At 72.5% G+C, this 19,773-nt stretch carries 17 protein-coding genes; 10 read left to right on the top strand and 7 right to left on the bottom strand.

Going from position 1 to position 19,773, the window contains the following annotated elements; genetic code table 11:
• Window positions 1–105 precede the first annotated feature (105 nt).
• Complete coding sequence (secA, locus tag NYE39_RS06220; protein ID WP_341012133.1) at window positions 106–2,895, top strand: preprotein translocase subunit SecA; 2,790 nt, start codon at window positions 106–108, stop codon at window positions 2,893–2,895.
• Window positions 2,896–2,915: 20 nt separating this feature from the next.
• Here the strand turns inward: secA and NYE39_RS06215 are convergent, their stop codons facing one another.
• Window positions 2,916–3,452, bottom strand: a complete 537-nt coding sequence (locus NYE39_RS06215; protein WP_072625153.1) for an Rv3235 family protein — start codon at window positions 3,450–3,452, stop codon at window positions 2,916–2,918.
• On the bottom strand, window positions 3,449–4,447 hold the full coding sequence (locus NYE39_RS06210; RefSeq protein ID WP_341012132.1) for a LysM peptidoglycan-binding domain-containing protein: 999 nt from the start codon (window positions 4,445–4,447) through the stop codon (window positions 3,449–3,451). Before NYE39_RS06210 ends, NYE39_RS06215 begins: the two co-directional genes overlap by 4 nt.
• A gap of 118 nt (window positions 4,448–4,565) precedes the next feature.
• On the opposite strand from NYE39_RS06210, the gene NYE39_RS06205 reads away from it, so the two are divergent.
• The gene (locus NYE39_RS06205) at window positions 4,566–5,105 is read left to right on the top strand and encodes a hypothetical protein (RefSeq protein ID WP_341012131.1); all 540 of its coding nucleotides are present in this window, start codon (window positions 4,566–4,568) and stop codon (window positions 5,103–5,105) included.
• Window positions 5,106–5,111: 6 nt separating this feature from the next.
• On the opposite strand, the gene NYE39_RS06200 is transcribed toward NYE39_RS06205, so the two are convergent.
• Complete coding sequence (locus NYE39_RS06200) at window positions 5,112–5,327, bottom strand: helix-turn-helix domain-containing protein (protein WP_341012130.1); 216 nt, start codon at window positions 5,325–5,327, stop codon at window positions 5,112–5,114.
• Window positions 5,328–5,448: 121 nt separating this feature from the next.
• Here NYE39_RS06200 and NYE39_RS06195 point away from each other — a divergent pair, with 121 nt between their 5' ends.
• Genes NYE39_RS06195 through NYE39_RS06180 form a run of 4 tightly spaced genes read left to right on the top strand, consistent with a single transcriptional unit; the run spans window position 5,449 to window position 9,269 of the window.
• A complete protein-coding gene (locus NYE39_RS06195) occupies window positions 5,449–6,120 on the top strand; it encodes a hypothetical protein (protein WP_341012129.1) in 672 nt (223 codons plus the stop codon).
• Window positions 6,120–7,415, top strand: coding sequence for an AAA family ATPase (locus NYE39_RS06190; protein ID WP_341012128.1), 1,296 nt, complete (start codon window positions 6,120–6,122; stop codon window positions 7,413–7,415). Before NYE39_RS06195 ends, NYE39_RS06190 begins: the two co-directional genes overlap by 1 nt.
• Before the next feature lie 43 nt (window positions 7,416–7,458).
• Entirely contained in the window at window positions 7,459–8,883 is a 1,425-nt protein-coding gene (locus NYE39_RS06185) for a WS/DGAT/MGAT family O-acyltransferase (protein ID WP_341012127.1), read from the top strand.
• Window positions 8,883–9,269, top strand: coding sequence for a DUF6912 family protein (locus NYE39_RS06180; protein ID WP_433956101.1), 387 nt, complete (start codon window positions 8,883–8,885; stop codon window positions 9,267–9,269). Before NYE39_RS06185 ends, NYE39_RS06180 begins: the two co-directional genes overlap by 1 nt.
• On the opposite strand, the gene NYE39_RS06175 is transcribed toward NYE39_RS06180, so the two are convergent.
• Genes NYE39_RS06175 through NYE39_RS06165 form a run of 3 tightly spaced genes read right to left on the bottom strand, consistent with a single transcriptional unit; the run spans window position 9,266 to window position 10,600 of the window.
• Complete coding sequence (locus NYE39_RS06175) at window positions 9,266–9,751, bottom strand: DUF2505 domain-containing protein (RefSeq protein WP_341012125.1); 486 nt, start codon at window positions 9,749–9,751, stop codon at window positions 9,266–9,268. The genes NYE39_RS06180 and NYE39_RS06175 overlap by 4 nt on opposite strands.
• Before the next feature lie 31 nt (window positions 9,752–9,782).
• Window positions 9,783–10,304 carry a hypothetical protein gene (locus NYE39_RS06170; RefSeq protein WP_341012124.1) on the bottom strand — a complete coding sequence of 174 codons (522 nt, stop codon included), beginning with the start codon at window positions 10,302–10,304 and terminating at the stop codon, window positions 9,783–9,785.
• Complete coding sequence (locus tag NYE39_RS06165; RefSeq protein ID WP_185220576.1) at window positions 10,301–10,600, bottom strand: hypothetical protein; 300 nt, start codon at window positions 10,598–10,600, stop codon at window positions 10,301–10,303. Before NYE39_RS06165 ends, NYE39_RS06170 begins: the two co-directional genes overlap by 4 nt.
• Window positions 10,601–10,791: 191 nt before the next feature.
• On the opposite strand from NYE39_RS06165, the gene NYE39_RS06160 reads away from it, so the two are divergent.
• Together NYE39_RS06160 and NYE39_RS06155 are read left to right on the top strand one after the other, a co-directional pair.
• Window positions 10,792–15,576, top strand: coding sequence for an NAD-glutamate dehydrogenase (locus NYE39_RS06160; protein ID WP_072625142.1), 4,785 nt, complete (start codon window positions 10,792–10,794; stop codon window positions 15,574–15,576).
• A 42-nt stretch (window positions 15,577–15,618) separates the two neighbouring features.
• Entirely contained in the window at window positions 15,619–17,079 is a 1,461-nt protein-coding gene (locus tag NYE39_RS06155; RefSeq protein WP_072625141.1) for a sensor histidine kinase, read from the top strand.
• A gap of 73 nt (window positions 17,080–17,152) precedes the next feature.
• Here NYE39_RS06155 and NYE39_RS06150 read toward each other — a convergent pair whose 3' ends face one another.
• Window positions 17,153–17,401, bottom strand: coding sequence for a WhiB family transcriptional regulator (locus NYE39_RS06150; protein WP_007925026.1), 249 nt, complete (start codon window positions 17,399–17,401; stop codon window positions 17,153–17,155).
• A gap of 208 nt (window positions 17,402–17,609) precedes the next feature.
• On the opposite strand from NYE39_RS06150, the gene NYE39_RS06145 reads away from it, so the two are divergent.
• Together NYE39_RS06145 and NYE39_RS06140 are read left to right on the top strand one after the other, a co-directional pair.
• Entirely contained in the window at window positions 17,610–18,008 is a 399-nt protein-coding gene (locus NYE39_RS06145) for a hypothetical protein (protein WP_072625140.1), read from the top strand.
• Entirely contained in the window at window positions 18,008–19,711 is a 1,704-nt protein-coding gene (locus NYE39_RS06140) for an amidase (protein ID WP_072625139.1), read from the top strand. The genes NYE39_RS06145 and NYE39_RS06140 overlap by 1 nt, the downstream gene beginning before the upstream one ends.
• Window positions 19,712–19,773 lie beyond the last annotated feature (62 nt).

Genomic DNA, 19,773 nt, shown 5'->3' with positions numbered 1-19,773 from the left:
GCCCGGTCGGTTACCGGGCCCGCAAACGATTAGCCTGTGGTCAGACTGCTCCGGGGCGGCGACGCTGTGCCGTGCCCGGATAGACCACGTCAGGAGTTCAGGTTCGTGAAGATCGTCGAGCGCATCCTCCGCGCCGGAGAGGGCCGCACCGTCAAGCGGCTCGAAGGCATCGCCGCCCAGGTCAACGCCATCGAGGAGGACTTCGAAAAGCTGACCGACGCCGAGCTGCGGGCGGAGACCGATGTCTTCCGCAAGCGCCTGAAGGACGGCGAGACGCTCGATGACATCCTTCCCGAGGCCTTCGCGGCGGTCCGCGAGGCCAGCCGCCGCACCATCGGCAAGCGGCACTTCGACGTGCAGATCATGGGTGGCGCGGCCCTGCACCAGGGCAACGTCGCCGAGATGAAGACCGGTGAGGGCAAGACCCTCGTCGCGACCCTGCCCTCGTACCTCAACGCCATCGAGGGCAAGGGCGTGCACGTCGTCACGGTCAACGACTACCTCGCCGAGTACCAGGCCGAGCTCATGGGCCGTGTCCACCGGGCCCTGGGTCTGGAGACGGGCGTGATCCTCGGCTCGATGAACCCCGAGCAGCGCCGCGCCGAGTACGCCAAGGACATCACCTACGGCACCAACAACGAGTTCGGCTTCGACTATCTGCGCGACAACATGGCGTGGAACACCGACGAGCTCGTCCAGCGCGGCCACAACTTCGCCATCGTCGACGAGGTCGACTCGATCCTCATCGACGAGGCCCGCACGCCGCTCATCATCTCCGGCCCGGCCGACCAGCCGACGAAGTGGTACGTCGAGTTCGCCAAGATGGTCCGCAAGCTCGAGCGCGGCCACGGTGCCGACCTCATGCGCGGCATCGAGGCCGAGGGCGACTACGAGGTCGACGAGAAGAAGCGCACTGTCGGCATCCTCGAGCCGGGCATCGAGAAGATCGAGGACCTGCTCGGCATCGACAACCTCTACGAGAGCGTCAACACCCCGCTCATCGGCTACCTCAACAACGCGATCAAGGCCAAGGAGCTCTTCACCCGCGACAAGGACTACGTCGTGATCAACGGAGAGGTCCTCATCGTCGACGAGCACACCGGCCGCATGCTCGCGGGCCGCCGCTACAACGAGGGCATGCACCAGGCGATCGAGGCCAAGGAGGGTGTGGAGATCAAGAACGAGAACCAGACCCTGGCGACGATCACCCTGCAGAACTACTTCCGCATGTACGACACCCTCTCGGGCATGACGGGTACCGCCCAGACCGAGGCGGGCGAGCTCAACTCGATCTACAACCTCGGCGTCGTCCCGATCCGCACCAACAAGCCGATGATCCGCAAGGACCAGGCCGATCTCGTCTACCGGACCGAGCAGGCGAAGTTCAACGCCGTCGTCGACGACATCGCCGAGCGCCACGAGACCGGCCAGCCGGTGCTCGTGGGCACGACGAGCGTCGAGAAGAGCGAGTACCTCTCGCAGGAGCTGCGCAAGCGCAAGATCAAGCACGCGGTGCTCAACGCCAAGCACCACGAGAGCGAGGCCGCGATCGTCGCCGATGCCGGCCGCAAGGGCGCCGTCACCGTCGCGACCAACATGGCCGGTCGAGGCACCGACATCATGCTCGGTGGCAACCCCGAGTTCCGTGCCGTCGCCGAGCTGAAGAAGCGCGGGCTCGACCCGGAGAAGACGCCGGAGGAGTACGAGGCGGCGTGGGACGACGCGCTCGCCGCCGCCGAGAAGGCGGTCGAGGCCGAGCACGAGGAGGTCACCGAGCTCGGTGGTCTCTACGTCCTGGGCACCGAGCGGCACGAGTCGCGCCGCATCGACAACCAGCTGCGCGGTCGTTCCGGTCGTCAGGGTGACCCGGGGGAGTCGCGCTTCTACCTCTCCCTCGAGGACAGCCTGATGCGCCTGTTCAACGCCGGCTTCGTCGACCGGGTCATGCAGACGGCCAAGATCGACGACGAGACGCCGATCGCCGGCAAGATGCTCACCAAGTCGATCGAGGGCGCGCAGAGCCAGCTCGAGGGTCAGAACTACGAGACCCGCAAGAACGTCCTCAAGTACGACGACGTCCTCAACCGCCAGCGCACCGTCGTCTACGACGAGCGGCGTCGGGTGCTCAAGGGCGAGGACCTCGAGGAGCAGATCCGCCTCTTCATGACCGATGTCGTCGGCGGCTACGTCGACGCCGAGACGGCCGGCGGATTTTCCGAGGACTGGGACCTCGACCGTCTCTTCACCGCCCTCAAGGCGATCTACCCGGCGACGGTCACGCCCGAGCAGCTCATCGACGGTGCCGGCTCCCGCGCCGGACTGACCGCCGCGAGCCTGCGCGAGGAGATCGTCACCGACATCCACGAGGCCTACGACCGCCGCGAGGCCGAGCTCGGCGAGCCGGTCGCGCGCGAGCTCGAGCGTCGCGTCGTGCTCTCGGTCCTGGACCGCAAGTGGCGCGAGCACCTGTACGAGATGGACTACCTCAAGGAGGGCATCGGCCTGCGTGCGATGGCCCAGCGGGACCCGCTCGTCGAGTACCAGCGCGAGGGCTTCCAGCTCTTCGAGGCGATGAACGAGGCGATCAAGGAGGAGTCGGTCGCCTACCTCTTCAACAGCGAGGTCCAGGTGCCCGAGGTGCCGCAGTCCTCGACGCAGCCCCGCAGTGCCGCCGAGATGTTTGGTGACGCCGACGGTGAGCCGGCCGCTCGCCCGCAGGTCACCGCCAAGGGCCTCGAGGACGGCTCCCGTCAGCGCAATCTGCACTACTCCGCGCCGTCGGAGGACGGCGGGGTCGAGGAGCACGACGAAGGGGGGTCCGCCTCCGGTGGGTCCCGCTCGGAGCGTCGGGCCGCGGCCAAGAAGGCGAAGAAGGCGGCCAAGAAGGGCCGCTGACCGCGGTCGCCGCCGGCGACTCAGCCGACCTGCAGCGCCTGAACGACCCAGCGGTGGTCGCGCCCGGCCAGCCGCAGGGCCAGGGCGCGCACCCGGCCGCCGTCGACGAGGACGACCGAGGCCTCGACGATGTCGTCGGCCGGCTCGCACAGGTGGACGCGCAGCACCCGGGTGCGGTGTGCCGCGCCGGTCGAGGTGCGACGACGGCCGGCGCGTGAGCCGCGACGGGCCACGACGGCGTAGACCTCTGGGCTCGTCCAGCGCATCACCTGGCTCGGCGGCCGGACCCCGTGCATGACCTCGACGAGCCCCTGGGCGATGTGTGCCGCCCACTGGCGTGGGTCGGGCAGGTCGCGGGCCCGGGTGGCCTGCTGCCCGAAGATCTGCTCGTCGCTCGCCGCGGCGAAGTCGACGGCCAGGGCGTCCTGGACGTAGGGCGTGGCCCGACCCGCCTGCTCGGCGGCGCCCTCGGCGTGGGTGGGCAGCGGCACTCCCGGCGGGCTGATCCGGGGTGCGGGCAGGACGCGCAGCGGAGCGCTCGGTGCGGTGCTGGTCATGGGGTCCCCCTCGTGGCCGGGACGGTGCCCGGGTCGTGGTCGTGGCTGGGTGGCGTCAGGCGGGTGCCCGGAAGCAGGTGGTGCGGGTCGCGTCCGATCACGGCGGAGTTGGCGGCGTGCCACCGCGGCCAGGCGGCGGCGACCTCGGCGTCGGTCGCGCCCGGGCCCAGGTGCGTGGCGGCGATCGACCACAGCGTCTCGCCGCGGCGCACGACGACCTCGCGGGTCGAGCTGGGGCTCTGGCGGCCGGTGAGCAGTGTCGGGTCGGTGCGCTGTCGGGCGCGCGGCCGGCTCGGGGTCCACCCGGGAGCAGGGGCCGTGGTCGTCACGCGGGGACCGGTCCGTCCGGGGGTCGTCGAGCTGGGCGACGTGGACGAAGGGGGTGTGGCCGCACGCGACGTGGTCGAAGGGCGTGTGGTGGGCAGCCACCCGGGGGCGGGAGCTTGCGAGGCCCGGGGCGCGGGCGTGCTCGTGGGGGAGGGGGCCCTCGGAGCAGGAGGTGCGCTCCGGGTGGGGGCGCTCGTCGAGTTCGGGGAGCTCGTCGGGGACGGGGCGTCACCCGCGCCGGGGGATGGGCGCCACCCCGGCGCGGGGGGCTCGCTGGCGTCGACGACCCGGACCGCGGCCACGGCGGTGCCGGGCAGGACCGAGGCCGTGACGGAGGCCCCCAGGACGATCGCGGCCCACCGGCGCACGATCGCCGGGGTGACCCGGTCGCGCGCCAGGCGGGAGAGCGCCCCCAGTCGCCCGGGCAGCCGGGCGAGCAGGACGAGGGCGAGGGAGAGGGTGAGCCACCCGGCGATGCCGGCGGCCACGAGGGCGGCGAGCCCGGTGATCGCGGCGGCGGGGTCACCGCCGGGGGCGCTCGCCGTTGCGAGCAGGCGCTGCGCGCCCGTGCCGGTCGCCGTGGTGAGGGCGACGCCGCCCGGCAGGGCGCACCCGACGCCGAGGGCGAGGAGTGCCTCGCGTGCCCGGAGTGCTCGACCTGCTGTCACCGGGTCCCCCTTCGCTCGTAATCGTCTGATGTCGAAACGCATCATTTGATGTTGTTTGGTGTTGATTGACAGCAAACCACGTCAAACGAAGGTTGGCAACAGGGTCTACATTGGGCCGGTGCGCTGGGACCGGCTCTTCGACGACCTCGAGGCGCAGCTGGCTGCCCGCGCACGGCTTGAGCTCGACGCCGAGGTGGCCGAGCGCACCCGCACCGAGCGCTCCAAGATCACGCTGGGGGAGCGGGTCGTCGGCGCCACCGGCTCGGCGCTCGTCGTCCGGCTGCGGGGTGGCACCGTCGTGCGCGGTGTCCTCGAGGACAGTGGTGACGGCTGGCTGCTGCTCGTCGAACCCACCGGTCGTCAGTCGCTCGTCGCGACCGCTGCCGTGCTCGGCATCTCGGGCCTGGGGCGCCCGCGCGACGACACCAGGGCGCGCCGCTTCGGCATCGGCTCGGCCCTGCGCGGCATCAGCCGCGACCGCCGGGCCGTCATCGTCGTGGACGTCGACGGCGGGTCGGTGCACGGCACGATCGACGCCGTCGGTGCCGACGCCTTCGACATCGCCGAGCACCCGCTGGACAGTCCCCGCCGGGCCGAGCACGTGCTCGGCGAGCGGGTCATCCCCTTCGCCGCGGTCGCGGTCGTCGGCTCGGCCTGAGCCGGGTCACCCCTCGCGGCCGCCCTTGGCGACGAACTCGCGGGTCTGGGCGTACATGCGCTCGATGTAGGCGTCGAGCTCGTCGACCTCGACCCGCCACTGGCCGCGACCGCCGACCTTGATCGCCGGCAGGTCGCCGCTGCGGACGAGGGCGTAGGCCTGCGCGGCGGAGACGCCGAGGACCTCGGAGACCTCGGTGAGCGGGACGAACTTGCGCGGCATGGGGCCAGTCTGCCACCGGGAGGCCGTGCTCCCGAGCAGGCCCTGTGGACAGACGACGCGCGCGGTCGCCCCGCGCGGGGCATGATGCAGGTCAGCCGCACCCGACCCTCGAAGGACCGCCGTGAGCGACCTGCCCACACCCGCTGCCCGCCGCCTGACCAAGCCCTCGTGGAAGGACACCCGGCTGCTCGTCGGGGTCCTGCTGGTCCTGCTGTCGATCATCATCGGCGCCCTGGCGATGCGGGCCGCGGACGACCGCGTCGGCATGTGGGTCGCCTCCGAGCAGCTCACCCCCGGCGAGACGATCGAGACGAGCGACCTCGAGCGGGTCGACGTCCAGCTCGGCGACGCCCAGGGCGACTACCTCATGTCCAACGAGCGCCTGCCCAACGGTGCCGTCATCGACCGCGAGGTCCGCCCCGGCGAGCTCGTGCCGCGCGCGGCCGTCGTCAACCCCGTCGAGCTCGACGTCCAGCGCGTCGCCGTGCACGTCGACCCCGCCTACACGAGCAACCTCGTCAAGGGCTCGCGGGTCACCGTCTTCACGGCCGCACCCCCGACGAAGGGGGAGGACGGCGCCCCTGCCGGCGACGAGCCGCAGTACGAGGAGTTCATCAGCCGGGCCACCGTCCATTCCCTGCCCCGCGGCAGCGGGGTCATGGGCTCGGGCAGTCGGACGTCGGTGATCATCGTCGTCCCCAAGGACCGGGTGCCCGAGCTGCTCACCCTCGACACCGCCGAGACCCCGATCCGGCTGGCCCTCGAGTCCGGCAGCCCGGAGAGCCAGGACTGATGGCGACCACCGTCCTCACCGCCCTCGGCCACGACTGGGAGGGCAGCATGGTCCAGGTCGTCGACCAGCTGCCCGGCGTCACCGTCGGGCGGCGGTGCGTCGACCTCGCCGACCTGCTCGCCGCCGCCTCTGCCGGTCTCGGCGACGTCGCCCTCGTCTCCGCCGACCTGCGCGGGCTCGACCGGGACGCCCTCGCGCACCTGCGCGCCCACGGGGTCGCGGTCGTCGGGGCCAGCCGTGACGGCCAGGAGGCCCAGGAGCGGCACCTGCGTCAGCTGGGCGTCGAGCGCCACGTCCACACGGGCACGCCCCGGGAGGACCTCGTCGACGTCCTCACCACGACGACCGCAGCGTCCGCCCCCTTCGTCACGGGGGCGGGGGAGCCGCTGCCGGGGGAGGACCCGCCGACCGCGCCCATCGTCCCCGTCACCGACGAGACGCCCGAGCCGCAGCGTGGGCGGGTGGTCGCCGTGTGGGGCCCCACCGGAGCGCCCGGCCGCAGCACCCTCGCGGTCAACCTCGCGAGCGAGCTCGCGGGTCTGGGCCAGCCCGTCGTGCTCGTCGACCTCGACACCTACGGCGCGTCCGTCGCCCAGCTGCTGAGCGTCCTCGACGAGGCCCCCGGCATCGCGGCCGCGGCCCGCGCGTCCGAGCTGGGCACCCTCGACCTGGCCTCGCTGGCGCGGCTGGCCGTCGAGGTGGCACCCCGCTTCCGCGTCGTCACCGGCATCCCGACACCGACCCGGTGGACCGAGGTGCGCAGCTCCGCCGTTGAGCAGGTCATCGACCTGTGCCGCTCGCTCGCGGCCTTCGTCGTCCTCGACTGCGGCTTCGGCATCGAGGACGACGAGGAGCTGAGCTACGACACGACGGCGCCGCGTCGCAATGCGGCGACGCTCACCGCGCTCGACGCGGCCGACGAGCTGCTGCTCGTCGGCGCTGCCGACCCCGTGGGGCTGCAGCGGATGGTGCGTGCGGTCCAGGGGGTCGGCCAGGTGGCGTCGCCGACGCCACGGCCCGTCGTCAACCGGCTGCGCGCCGGCTCGGTCGGGCCCGACCCGCGCCGTCGGGTCGCCGAGTCGATGGCCCGCTTCGCGGGGCTGGAGGACATCACCTTCCTGCCCGACGACCAGGCCGGCGTCGACGCCGCGGTGCTCGCCGGGCAGACGCTCGCCGAGGCCGCGGCCGGCAGCCCCCTGCGTCAGGCGATCGCCGCCCTGGCCGCCGACCTCGCGGGCGTCGCGGCACCCGTCGGCGAGGTCCGAGGGCGCCGCCGACTGCTGCGACGTGCGTGACGGCGAGGTACCCCGGGGCGCGCGCACGTGCCACGATGTGCCCGTGGTGAACAGACTCGGTGCCCTCGACGCGTCCTTCCTCTACCTCGAGGAGCCCACCCTGCCCATGCACGTGGGGTCGGTCATGGTCTTCGAGCCGCCGGCCGAGGGCTTCGACTACGACAGCTTCGTCGCCGTCGTCGGTGACCGCATCGCCGGGCACTCGCGCTACCGCCAGCGCATCCGCGAGGTCCCGGGGCGCCTGGACAACCCCGTGTGGGTCGACGACGAGCACTTCGACATCGGCTACCACGTGCGCCGCTCGGCCATCCCCTCGCCGGGGGCCCGCAGCGACCTCGAGGACTACGTCGCGCAGATCATGACCCGGCCGCTCGACCGCGACCGGCCACTGTGGGAGGCCTACTTCGTCGAGGGTCTCGACGGGGGGCGCTTCGCCGTCGTCACCAAGGCCCACCAGGCGATGGTCGACGGCATCAGCGCCGTCGACCTGGCCCAGCTGTTGCTCGACCCCGACGCCGTCCCCGTCGACGACCGCGAGGGCCAGCCCGGGTCCGCGCCCTCCGACCTGCGCCTGGTTGCCGACGCGCTGCTCGGTTCGGTCATCAACCCGGCCAGGGTCGTGCGTGGTGTCGGGGCCGGGCTGCGCGACGTCAGCCGCACCGGCCGGGTCGTCACCGGCACCGCCGGCCGCCTCGTCGCGACCCTCGCTCGCGTGGGGGCACGCCCCGCGCCGGACTCGCCGCTCAAGGCGACCGTCGGCGCCGCGCGCCGCTACGTCATGGTCGAGACCGATCTCGACGACTACCGCAAGGTGCGCGGCCGGCTGACCCGGGGGCGCTACGTCGACGACGTGTCGATCAACGACGTCATCCTCGCCACGGTGGCCGGGGCGCTGCGGGCCTGGATGCAAAACCGCGGGCTGCCGGTCACGGCCACGACGACCCTGCGGGTCATGGTGCCGCTGAGCATCGTCGATGGCTCCGGCGACCCGCTCACCGACAACGCGATGACCGCATGCTTCATCGACCTGCCCATCGGCGAGAACACCCCGTCGATGCGGCTGCACCAGATCGCCTTCGCGATGCGGCAGCAGATCGAGTCGATCTCGGTCGAGGGCGTCGGCGCGACGTCGCTGGCGAGCATCGGGGGCTTCGCCCCGCCGACGCTGCACACGCTCGGCGCCCGGCTCGGCAGCGCCATGAGCCGCCGCCTGTTCAACTTCGTCATCACCAACGTGCCCGGTCCGCAGCAGTCCCTGCAGGTGGAGGGCTGCCGGCTCATCGAGACCTACCCGGTCATGCCGCTGGGCCGTGGTCAGGGCCTGGCGATCGCCCTGACCTCCTACGACGGCAAGGTCTACTACGGCCTCACCGGTGACCGTGACTCGATGCCCGACCTCGACCTGCTGGCGCGCTCGATCCAGGACGCGCTCGCCGAGCTGCGCTCCGCCCCCAGGGGACGCGCGTGATGCGGGTCTACGTGCCGATGCTCCTGCCCGAGCTCGCCGACGTCGCCGCGCCGGGACGTCTACCGGAGCGCACCCCCTTCGCCGTGACGGACGCGGTCCGCGCCCTCGACCCGACGGCCGACGAGGAGGACCTCGAGTTCGAGGCGATGTGCCAGGCACTTGACGCGGCCCGCGACCTCGGTGCCGGTCGTCGCGTCGTCGCCGCAGCCGACGTCCCCGACGCCCCGGGCACCGGCGATGACGGTCGGCTCGACGCCGCCGTGGTCCTCGCGGTGGCCGACGTCGTGAGCTTCCACGTCGAGGAGGACGCGGGTGGCGTCGGCTCCGGCTACGACGACCTGCTCTGGTACGACGTCACCGAGCTGCCCGACCTCGCCGCGGGTTAGACCAGGCGCTCGGCGAGGAAGCGCGCCTCGGCGTCGATCGAGTCGATGATCGCCGGCTGGGCGGCCTGCTCGACCTTTTTGCCGACGAGCGGGATCGAGCACGTGAGGTCGGCGGCCACGGCCATCCGGGTACCGTTGCCGTCGGGGGTCAGGTCGATGGTGCCGCGCAGGCGCAGCGGGGCTCCCGAGACGGTGAGGTCGAGGTCGGCGCGGCGGGAGCCGTCGGCCGCCGCGGGGTGCCAGGTCTGCTGCTCGTCGATCTGCAGCGTGTCGCCGACCATCGACGCCACGGCCGCGGGCATGCCCTGGGTGGGGAGCGCCCGTCGGGTGCGCACGACGACGTCGGCGCCCTGCGCGGTCACCGACGCGGTCGAGCCGGGCACCTGGGCGTCGACCTTGGCCTGCTGGTACTCCTGCGTCGAGACGAGGGCGAAGGCCTCGTCGGGGCCGGCGGGCAGGGTGGCCTCACGGGTGATCCTCATGGGCACACGCTAGCGCTGCGGACCGGCGTCGTCAGGCACGCAGGGCGGCACTCGTCATGCGCAGCAGCTCGCTCGCCCGGGCGCACTCGACCGTGAGCAGCGTGCGGTGCCGACCGAGCGTCGTCACGACGTGGTGCACCCGCTCCTGCAGCGACTCGCGCACCCGCTCGGCCTCGTCGACCGAGTGGGCGTCGGCGACGCCGGTGATGCCCCAGCTGCGCTCGACCGTGCCGTCGCGCACGTCGAGCCCGGCCGCGCGGGCCTCCTCCTCGAGGGCACGCAGGCGGGCGATCGCCTCGGCGAGCTCGGTGGCCGTCGAGTGCAGGGTGCGCCCGCACGCGTCCATGGCTTCGGCCGTGGTCGCCGTGGCCTCGGCGAGGCGCTCGGCCCGGCGGCGTCGCTCGAGCGCGCTCGGTCCGCGCCATCCGGGTGCCGCGTCGGCCAGCGCCGCGCGCAGTGCCTCGGCGTCGGCGTGCAGCTGCACGGCACGGCTGCGCAGGGAGGATGCCAGGGCACTCAGCGAGCCGGGGTCGCCCAGCAGGGGGTGGCTCATCGCAGCTCGCGGACGTCGGGGCGTGCGTGCTCACCGCCCCGCGCCGACGAGGAGGCCGACCGGGCGGCGCGCGGCCCCATCGCGAGGGCGAGCTCGCGGCACCCGGCAGAGATCTCGCGGAGGCTGTCGACGGTGTCGTCGACCATGCCGTCGAGCGCCCGCTGGGTCGCGTGGTCCCCGACCGTCACGAGGTGGTCGAGCAGCAGCTCGCCCGTGGCCGCGGTGTGCTCACCGGTGGCGGACAGGGCGTCGACGAGCGCGTCGAGGTCCTCGGGGCGAGGGTGCGAAGGGGGCATGGTCCGGTCAGCCTATCGACGCATGTGGTCCCCGGGACGCGGGCCGTCCACAGGCCCGCGGCGGTCCCCCCTTCGCTCCGCCGGGACGGGCCGGGGGGTGCACGTGACGCGCGTCATAGGGGGCTACGCTCGTCGTGAGCGGGACGACGAGGTTTCGCGACACGTGACGATGCGACCGAGGACGCCCATCCATGGCACAGCTGCCTGCCCGCCCCGCCACCGACCCCGAGGGAGTGCTCGCCGACGCCGCCACCGCGGCCGGTGACGACGCCCCCTTCGTCGAGCGGTACCTGCGACACGTCGACGCGACCGCGCTGCGCGGTCGGTCCGCGGAGGACCTGGTGGCGATGGCCACCAGACACCGGGAGGTGGCCGCCACCCGGGCGCCGGGGCAGACGGTCGTCGACGCCTCCGACGGCGTGCTGCACGTCGTCACCTCGGACCGGCCCTTCCTCGTCGACTCGGTCCTCGGCGAGCTCGGGTCCGCCGGCATCGGGGTCTCGCTGCTCCTCCACCCGCTCTTCGTCGTCCGGCGCGACGCGCAGGGCGAGCTCGTCGAGGTGCTCGACACCGACCCCCGCACGCCCCACACCGACCCCGACCTGCACGACGAGTCGTGGATCCGTCTCGAGCTCGCCGACCGGTGCGACATGGCGCTCGTCCGGGACCGCATCGCCGAGGTCGTCGACGCCGTCGCCGCCGCCGTCGACGACTGGGAGAGCATGCGGGCGACGGTGACCGAGCTCGTGCAGGCCCTCGACGAGGGCCGGGGGGCCGGCAGCCGCGAGTCGCAGACCGCGGCCGCCGAGTTCCTGCGCTGGCTCGTCGACGACCACTTCACCTTCATCGGCTCGCGCGACCACACGGTCGACGGCGACGCGGTCACCGCCATCCCCGGCAGCGGGCTGGGCGTGCTGCGTGACGACTCGACGGCCGAGACGGTCACGCCGCTCGGCGGCACCGGCGACGAGGGTGGGTGCCTGGCGATCGGCAAGTCGCACGCCGTGCTGCCCGTGCACCGCGTGACCCACCCCGACCTCGTGGCCGTGCGCTTCCACGACGCGCAGGGCCGGCTCGTCGAGCGACGCCTTGCCGGGCTCTTCGCGTCGACCGCCTACACCAGCTCGGTGCTGACGATCCCGCTCATCGCCGACAAGGTGCAGCAGATCCTCTCCGACTCCGGGTGGGCCCGCGACAGCCACTCGGGTGCCTTCGCGATGCGCCTGTTCGAGACCTTCCCGCGCGACGAGCTCTTTCAGGCGCCCGTCGACCACCTGCGCGAGGTCGTCACCTCGATCCTGCAGATGGTCCACCGCATCCGCACCGCGACCTTCCTGCGGCTCGACACGGGCGGGCAGTTCGTCTCCGCGATCATCTACCTGCCCCGCGACCGCTACACGACGGCCGTGCGCCAGCGGGTCGAGACCGAGCTGCGCGAGGCGACCGGCGCCGACGAGGTGAGCTTCACCGCGCACGTCTCCGACGAGCCGATGGCGCGGCTCTACTACATCCTACGCGGCTCGCAGGGTGTCGAGCTGCCGACCGGAGAGGCCCAGGAGCGGCTCGAGGCGGCCGTCGCCGATGCCACGCTCACCTGGGAGGAGCGCCTCGTGCGCCGCGCCGACGAGCTCGTCGGCAGCGAGGTCGCCGCCTCGCTCATCAGCCCGTGGGCCGGCGGGTTTCCCGTCGACTACGAGGACGACTTCGATGCCGCCCAGGCCGTGGCCGACCTGAAGAACCTCGCCCTGCTGGGGGAGGGGACCCCCTTCGCCTGTGCGCTCTACGACCCTCGCCGCGGCCACGGTGGCGGCGAGGACCCGCGGGTGCGCCGGATCAAGCTCTTCAGCCTCGACGAGCTGATCCTCGACGACCTCATGCCGATCTTCCGCAACCTCGGCACCCAGGTCATCGAGGAGGAGCCCTACACGCTCACCCGCACCGACGGCGTCACCGCCGGTGTCTACGACATGTGCCTGCGGGTGCCCGACGCGGCCCTGTGGGAGGCGCACACCCACGAGGAGCTGCGCGAGCTCGTCGAGTCGGCGGTCATCGCCGTGCGGGCCGGTCGCACCGAGTCCGACGGCTTCAACGCGCTGATCATCCGGGCTGGGCTCACCTGGCGGCAGGTCTCGCTGCTGCGCGCGATCGGGCGCTACCTGCGGCAGGCCGGCGGCACGTGGGGCCAGACGAGCCTCGAGTCCGCGCTCGCCGACAACCACACGATCGCCCGTGACGTCGTCGAGCTCTTCGAGACCCGCTTCGACCCCGACCGCTTCGAGGGGTTGGCCGGCGAGGACCGCGCCGCCGCCGAGGCCGAGGTGACCCAGCGCATCCACGACGCGCTCGAGGAGGTCAGCTCGCTCGAGCACGACCGGATCATCCGGGCCTTCGTCGGGGTCATCGCCGCGACCCTGCGCACGAGCTACTTCGTGCGCGACGCCGACGGCGAGCCGCTGCCGCGCATCTCGCTCAAGCTCGAGCCGGCGCGCGTGCCCGACATGCCCAAGCCGCACCCCGCCTTCGAGATCTGGGTGCACAGCCCGCAGGTCGAGGGCGTCCACCTGCGCTTCGGCGCGGTCGCCCGAGGTGGCCTGCGCTGGAGCGACCGACGCGACGACTTCCGCACCGAGGTCCTCGGGCTCGTCAAGGCCCAGATGGTCAAAAATGCCGTCATCGTGCCGACGGGCAGCAAGGGCGGCTTCTTCGGCAAGCAGCTGCCCGACCCGGGCGTCGACCGCGAGGCGTGGATGGAGGCCGGCCGCTCGGCCTACCGGGCCTTCATCTCCGGCCTCCTCGACGTCACCGACAACCGCGTCGACGGCGCGATCGTCCCGCCCGAGCGGGTCGTGCGCCACGACGGCGACGACTCCTACCTCGTCGTCGCCGCCGACAAGGGCACGGCGACCTTCTCCGACCTGGCCAACTCCATCGCCCGCGAGTACGGCTTCTGGCTCGACGATGCCTTCGCCTCCGGCGGCTCGGTCGGCTACGACCACAAGGGCATGGGCATCACCGCCCGCGGCGCCTGGGAGTCGGTCAAGCGGCACTTCCGCGAGCTCGGCCACGACACCCAGACCGAGGACTTCACCGTCGTCGGCATCGGTGACATGAGCGGTGACGTCTTCGGCAACGGCATGCTGCTGTCCGAGCACATCCGGCTCGTCGCGGCCTTCAACCACCTGCACGTCTTCATCGACCCGCAGCCCGATGCGGCCGTCTCCTTCGCCGAGCGGCGACGGCTCTTCGACCTGCCGCGCAGCTCCTGGGACGACTACGACCGCTCCCTCATCAGCGAGGGCGGTGGCGTGTGGTCGCGCAGCGCCAAGTCGATCCCCGTGAGCGAGCAGGCCGCAGCCGCCCTCGGTCTCGACGGGGCCACGTCGATGACGCCGACCGAGCTGATCCACCTCATCCTCCAGGCGCCCGTCGACCTGCTGTGGAACGGCGGCATCGGCACCTACGTCAAGGCCGCCGACGAGTCCCACACCGAGGTGGGCGACCGGGCCAACGACGCCATCCGCGTCGACGGCGGCCAGGTGCGCGCCCGCGTCATCGGCGAGGGCGGCAACCTCGGGGCCACCCAGCGTGGCCGGATCGAGGCCGCCGGGGCCGGGGTGCGGGTCAACACCGACGCCGTCGACAACTCCGCCGGCGTCGACACCTCCGACCACGAGGTCAACATCAAGATCCTGCTCGGCGAGGCGATCCGTCGCGGCTCCCTCGACGAGGACGCCCGGGTCGAGCTGCTCGCCTCGATGACCGACGAGGTCGCCGAGCAGGTGCTGCGCGACAACTACGAGCAAAACGTCCTGCTCGGCAATGCCCGGGCCCAGCACGGCGACATGCTCGTCGTCCACGAGCGCCTCATGGAGACCCTCACCGCGCGCGGCGAGCTCGACCGCGAGCTGGAGTTCCTCCCGAGCAGCGCCGAGGTGCACGACCGGCTCGACGCCGGCGAGGGCCTGTCCTCGCCGGAGCTGTCGGTCCTGCTCGCCTACTCCAAGCTGGCGCTCAAGACCGACCTGCTCGACTCCGACCTGCCCGACGACCCGGCGACCGAGCGACAGCTGACGGACTACTTCCCGACGCCGCTGCGCGAGCGCTTCCACGACGAGCTGCGGGCACACCCCCTTCGTCGGGAGATCGTGACGACCGCGGTGGCCAACGACCTGGTCAACCGGGGCGGGATCACCTTCGTCCACCGGGCCGTCGAGGAGACGAGCGCGACGTCCGCCCAGGTGGCGCGGGCCTTCCTCGTCGCCCGCGAGATCTTCGGTCTCGACGACTACGTCGAGCAGGTCGAGGCACTCGACAACGTCGTGCCGACGCAGGTGCAGACCCGGCTCTACCTCGAGCTGCGCCGCCTCATGGACCGGGCGGTGCGGTGGTTCCTCGCCAACCGCGCCGGCCGTCTCGATGTCACCGGCGAGATCGAGCGCTTCGCCGAGCCGGTCGCGAGCCTCGCGCCGCAGATCCCCGAGCTGCTGCGCGGCTCGCAGGCCGAGCGGCTGGCTCGCAAGACGCAGGACCTCGTCGACGCGGGCGTGCCCGCCGACCTGGCCCGGCGGACCGCGACCCTGCTCGACCTGTACTCCGTGCTCGACATCGTCGACATGTCCACCGACACCGGGCGCGAGCTCTTCGACGTCGCCGAGACCTACTACCAGGTCTCCGAGACCTTCGGCATCGACGAGCTGCTCATCATGGTGACGACCCTGCCGCGCGAGGAGCGCTGGGACGCCATGGCCCGGGGGGCGCTGCGGGACGACCTCTACGCGACCCTGCAGTCGCTGACGAGCTCGGTCCTCGAGCGCGACGGCGACGATGCCGCCTCGCGGCTGGCGCAGTGGTCGGCGCAGCACGACGAGGCCGTCGAGCGGGTGCAGACCCAGCTCGCCGGCATCCGACAGCTGACCTCGCCCGGTGTCGCGGCCCTGTCGGTGGCGCTGCGCACGCTTCGCTCGGTCACCCGCTGAGCACCCGGTCCGCCGGTGTCCGCACGTCACTAGGATCGTGACGTGCGGACACTGTCGGACTTCCTGCGGACCACCCCCGGCCTCGAGCCGGCCGACACCGAGTGGCTCCACCTGCTCGTCGAGGACTGGCACCTGCTCGCCGACCTGAGCTTCAGCGACCTCGTCCTCTGGCTGCCGCGCGAAGGAGGCTGGGTCGCCGCCGCGCACACCCGCCCCATGACCGGGCCGATGGTCTTCGTCGAGGACATCGTCGGCCAGGGTGAGGCGGCGGTCTTCGGGGACCTCGTGAGCCGGGCGGTGCGCGACGGGCAGAGCGAGCACGTGCGCGAGCGCGGGCAGGACCTGCTCCACGAGCGGGCTCGCCCGGTACGTCGGGCCGGTCGCATAATCGGCGTGCTCAGCGTGCACGACCAGCTCGACAGCGGTCGGCCGCAGACGCGCCTCGAGGAGAGCTACGGCCACATGAGCGACGAGCTCTTCCTCATGGTCGCCGAGGGCACGTGGCCGACGACCGGGTCACCGAGCGGTGCCCGCCGGGGCGCGCCCCGCGTCGGTGACGGCGTCATGCGGCTCGACGTCGCGGGTGTCGTGCACTACGCCTCGCCCAATGCGCTCAGCGCGATCCGCAAGCTCGGTCACCAGGGCCCGATCGAGGGCGAGGTCCTGCTCCAGGTGATCAGCGGTGTCGCCGGGCAGCCGGGGCAGCTCGACGAGGGGCTGGCCCTCGTCGCCATGGGTCGGGCCGCGTGGCGCTCCGATCTCGCCGCCAACGGCGCTGCGCTCGCGCTGCGGGCGGTGCCGCTCATGCACGGCCGCGAGCGGCACGGCGCGATCGTCCTCGCGCGCGACGTCTCCGAGCTGCGGCGGCGCGGCGACGAGCTGATGACCAAGGACCAGACGATCCGCGAGATCCACCACCGGGTCAAGAACAACCTGCAGACCGTCGCCGCCCTTCTGCGGATGCAGTCGCGACGGGTGCCCGACGGGGTCGCTCGAACGGCTCTGGACGAGGCGGTCCGTCGGGTCGGGGTGATCGCCATGATCTACGAGGCGCTGAGCACCGGATTCGCCGAGGCGCTGGACTTCGACGACGTCGCGGTGCGCGGTCTGCGTGCGATCGTCGAGGTGGCGCGCATGACGGGGGCGATCGACTCCCGCTTTGCCGGGTCCTTCGGGATGATGCGGGCCGAGGACGCGACGGCCGTCGGGCTGATCCTCAGCGAGCTGATCCAGAACGCCGTCGAGCACGGGGTGCCCGAGGGCGGAACGGTCTCGGTCGAGGCCGAGCGCAGCACCGAGGGCGACGTCGACATCCTGCGGGTGACCGTCGTCGACGACGGGGCGGGCCTGCCGACGGGCTTCCGCCCGAGCAAGGCGGGGCTGGGCACCCGGATCGTCACCTCGATGATCCATGACCTCGGCGGTCAGATCCGCTGGGACGACGCGGAGCCGCGGGGGACCCGGGTGCGCTTCAGCGCTCGGCTGCGGCCGGTCGACGGCTGACTCGTACCCGCCGGACACGACGAAACCGCCCCCGAGCAGGTGCTCGGAGACGGCGGTCAGGTGGGACGAGGTCTCAGCCGGCGCGGCGGGCGCGGGCCTTGCGACGCTTGAGCGCGCGGCGCTCGTCCTCGGAGAGGCCACCCCAGACGCCGGCGTCCTGGCCGGACTCGATGGCCCACTTGAGGCAGGTGTCGACGACCTCGCACCGTCGGCAGACCTTCTTGGCCTCCTCGATCTGGGCGATCGCGGGGCCGGTGTTGCCGATGGGGAAGAAGAGCTCGGGGTCTTCGTCGAGACAGGCTGCGCGGTCGCGCCAATCCATGGGGGTGGTGCTCCTTGTCGTCGGGGAGGTCGTGCACGCTGTGTGTCGCTGGCCGAGGCCGACGTGGAGGTCGAGCCGCCGGGGCGTCCACGACCCAAAACACACATCATTGTTCACGCTACTGCTCCGTATGCCAACAGTCTGGGACGACGGCTTTGTTCCGCCGCGTCGTGTGATGAGTCACGAAGGGTCACCTACGCTGCTGGTCGTGACCCCGAGCAATCCCCCTTCGCACCTCACACCACCCGCCCTTGCCGCCGCGGCCGTGAGCGTCGTCGAGGCACTCCTCCTGCTCGTCACGGCCGGCCTCTACGGCCTCGAGCTGGCCGACGGGCGGGCCGAGGACCCGAGCACGGCGTCGATGTCGATGGTCGTGGCGATCATCTTCGCGATCCTGCTGCTGGCCCTCGCCGGCGCGTGGGCGAAGGGGGCCCGCTGGCCGCGCACCCCGACTCTCGTGTGGAACGTCCTGCTGCTGCCGGCCGCCTGGACCCTCGTGCAGAGCTCTGGCCTGTGGATCGGGCTGGGGTTGGCCGTGGTGGCCCTGGCCGGAGTGGTGGCCGCACTCCTGTCACCCTCACCGGACCTGCCGGACGGGGTGGCCTGATGGGCATCGACGTCGTCGAGGCGAGCGTCGCCTCCCTTCGTGCTGCGTTGGAGGCAGGGGAGACGACGAGCGAGGAGCTCGTCCGCGCCTACCTGGCCCGCATCGAGGCCTACGACTCCGCCGGCCCGCGGCTCAACGCCGTCGTCGTGCCCAACCCCGCGGCCCTCGACGATGCCCGCGCCAGCGATGCCCGCCGGGCGAAGGGGGAGACCCTCGGCCCGCTCGACGGCATCCCCTACACGGCCAAGGACTCGTATCTTGCGACGGGGCTCACCTGTGCCAGCGGGTCGCCGGCCTTCGCCGATCTCGTCGCGCAGCGCGATGCCTTCACCATCGAGCGGCTGCGCGGGGCCGGTGCGGTGCTCATCGGCCTGACCAACATGCCGCCGATGGCCAACGGCGGCATGCAGCGCGGGGTCTACGGCCGGGCCGAGAGCCCCTACAACGGCGACTACCTCACCGCGGCCTTCGGCTCCGGCAGCTCCAACGGCTCGGGCACGGCGACGGCGGCGAGCTTCGCGGCCTTCGGCCTGGGGGAGGAAACCTGGTCCTCCGGGCGGGCACCGGCGAGCAACAACGCGCTGTGCGCCTACACGCCCTCGCGGGGCGTGATCTCGGTGCGGGGCAACTGGCCGCTCGTGCCGTCGATGGACGTCGTCGTGCCGCACGCGCGGACGATGGCCGACCTGCTCGAGGTGCTCGACGTGGTCGTCGCCGACGATCCGGACACCACGGGTGACCTGTGGCGCACCCAGCCGTGGATCGAGGTGCCCGCGGCCTCGCAGGTGCGGCCGGGGTCCTACCCGGCGCTCGCCGCGGACGGCGCGGCACCGCTGCGCGGGTTGCGGCTCGGCGTGCCGCGGATGTACCTCGGCACCGACGAGGAGGCGGGCACGGGCGTCGGCTTCGGCGGGCCGATCGGCGAGCGGATCGTGCCGCGGCCGAGCTCCATGGAGCTCTTCGCGGCGGCGCGAGCGGACCTCGAGGCGGCGGGGGCGGAGGTCGTCGAGACCGACTTCCCCGTGGTGTCCAACTACGACGGAGACCGTGCCGGTGCGCCGACGATCGCGACGCGCGGGCTGCTCCCGGAGGGCTATCTCGAGGAGGAGATCTGGGAGCAGTCGATGTGGGGGTGGGAGACCTTCCTGCGGACCAACGGCGACCCCGCGCTGCACCGGCTCGCCGACGTCGACGGCCCGCGGATCTTCCCGCACCCCGAGGGCGCGCTGCCCGACCGCTACGGCGAGCTCGACTTCGACCTCGCTGACTACGTCACCCGGGCGCGGCAGGCAGGGGTGGTCGAGGACGTCACGACCCTGCCCCTGCTCGAAGGGGGTCTGCGTGGCCTGGAGGAGACGCGCCGCGTCGACCTCGAGGCCTGGATGGACGACCTGGGGCTCGACGCGGTGATCTTCCCGGCGGTGGCCGATGTCGGGCCGGCCGATGCGGACGTGCGTGAGGAGTCGGCCGACCTCGCGTGGCGCAACGGCGTGTGGGTGGCCAACGGCAATCTCGTCCCGCGCCACCTCGGCATCCCGACGGTCACGGTGCCGATGGGCACGATGAGCGACATCGGCATGCCGATCGGGCTGACCTTCGCCGGGCGCGGGTGGGACGACAACCGCCTGCTGACGATCGCGGCGGCCTTCGAGGCGACGGGTCAGCGGCGCACCGAGCCCCCGCGCACGCCGCGGCTGGAGTGAGTCTGCCGGTCTCCGGTTGAGTGGGTTGAGGTATCTCCGACCGTCTATCCGGTCGTGGGAAC

The sequence above is a fragment of the Janibacter sp. FSL W8-0316 genome (assembly GCF_038004165.1).
In the GTDB taxonomy this organism is placed as follows: domain Bacteria; phylum Actinomycetota; class Actinomycetes; order Actinomycetales; family Dermatophilaceae; genus Janibacter; species Janibacter indicus.
The sequence above is the reverse complement of the archived record's forward strand: the minus strand, read 5'-3'. Positions and strand labels throughout refer to the sequence as shown.

What these genes read in the sequence shown, in the direction of transcription:
- NYE39_RS06200 (WP_341012130.1), bottom strand. Translation starts at nt 5,327, where the DNA reads ATGCCGCGCAAGTTCGTCCCGCTCACCGAGGTCTCCGAGGTCCTCGGC.
- NYE39_RS06190 (WP_341012128.1), top strand. Translation starts at nt 6,120, where the DNA reads ATGGCGACCACCGTCCTCACCGCCCTCGGCCACGACTGGGAGGGCAGC.
- NYE39_RS06170 (WP_341012124.1), bottom strand. Translation starts at nt 10,304, where the DNA reads ATGAGCCACCCCCTGCTGGGCGACCCCGGCTCGCTGAGTGCCCTGGCA.
- NYE39_RS06160 (WP_072625142.1), top strand. Translation starts at nt 10,792, where the DNA reads ATGGCACAGCTGCCTGCCCGCCCCGCCACCGACCCCGAGGGAGTGCTC.
- NYE39_RS06140 (WP_072625139.1), top strand. Translation starts at nt 18,008, where the DNA reads ATGGGCATCGACGTCGTCGAGGCGAGCGTCGCCTCCCTTCGTGCTGCG.
- NYE39_RS06150 (WP_007925026.1), bottom strand. Translation starts at nt 17,401, where the DNA reads ATGGATTGGCGCGACCGCGCAGCCTGTCTCGACGAAGACCCCGAGCTC.
- NYE39_RS06165 (WP_185220576.1), bottom strand. Translation starts at nt 10,600, where the DNA reads ATGCCCCCTTCGCACCCTCGCCCCGAGGACCTCGACGCGCTCGTCGAC.
- NYE39_RS06215 (WP_072625153.1), bottom strand. Translation starts at nt 3,452, where the DNA reads ATGACCAGCACCGCACCGAGCGCTCCGCTGCGCGTCCTGCCCGCACCC.
- NYE39_RS06180 (WP_433956101.1), top strand. Translation starts at nt 8,883, where the DNA reads ATGCGGGTCTACGTGCCGATGCTCCTGCCCGAGCTCGCCGACGTCGCC.
- NYE39_RS06175 (WP_341012125.1), bottom strand. Translation starts at nt 9,751, where the DNA reads ATGAGGATCACCCGTGAGGCCACCCTGCCCGCCGGCCCCGACGAGGCC.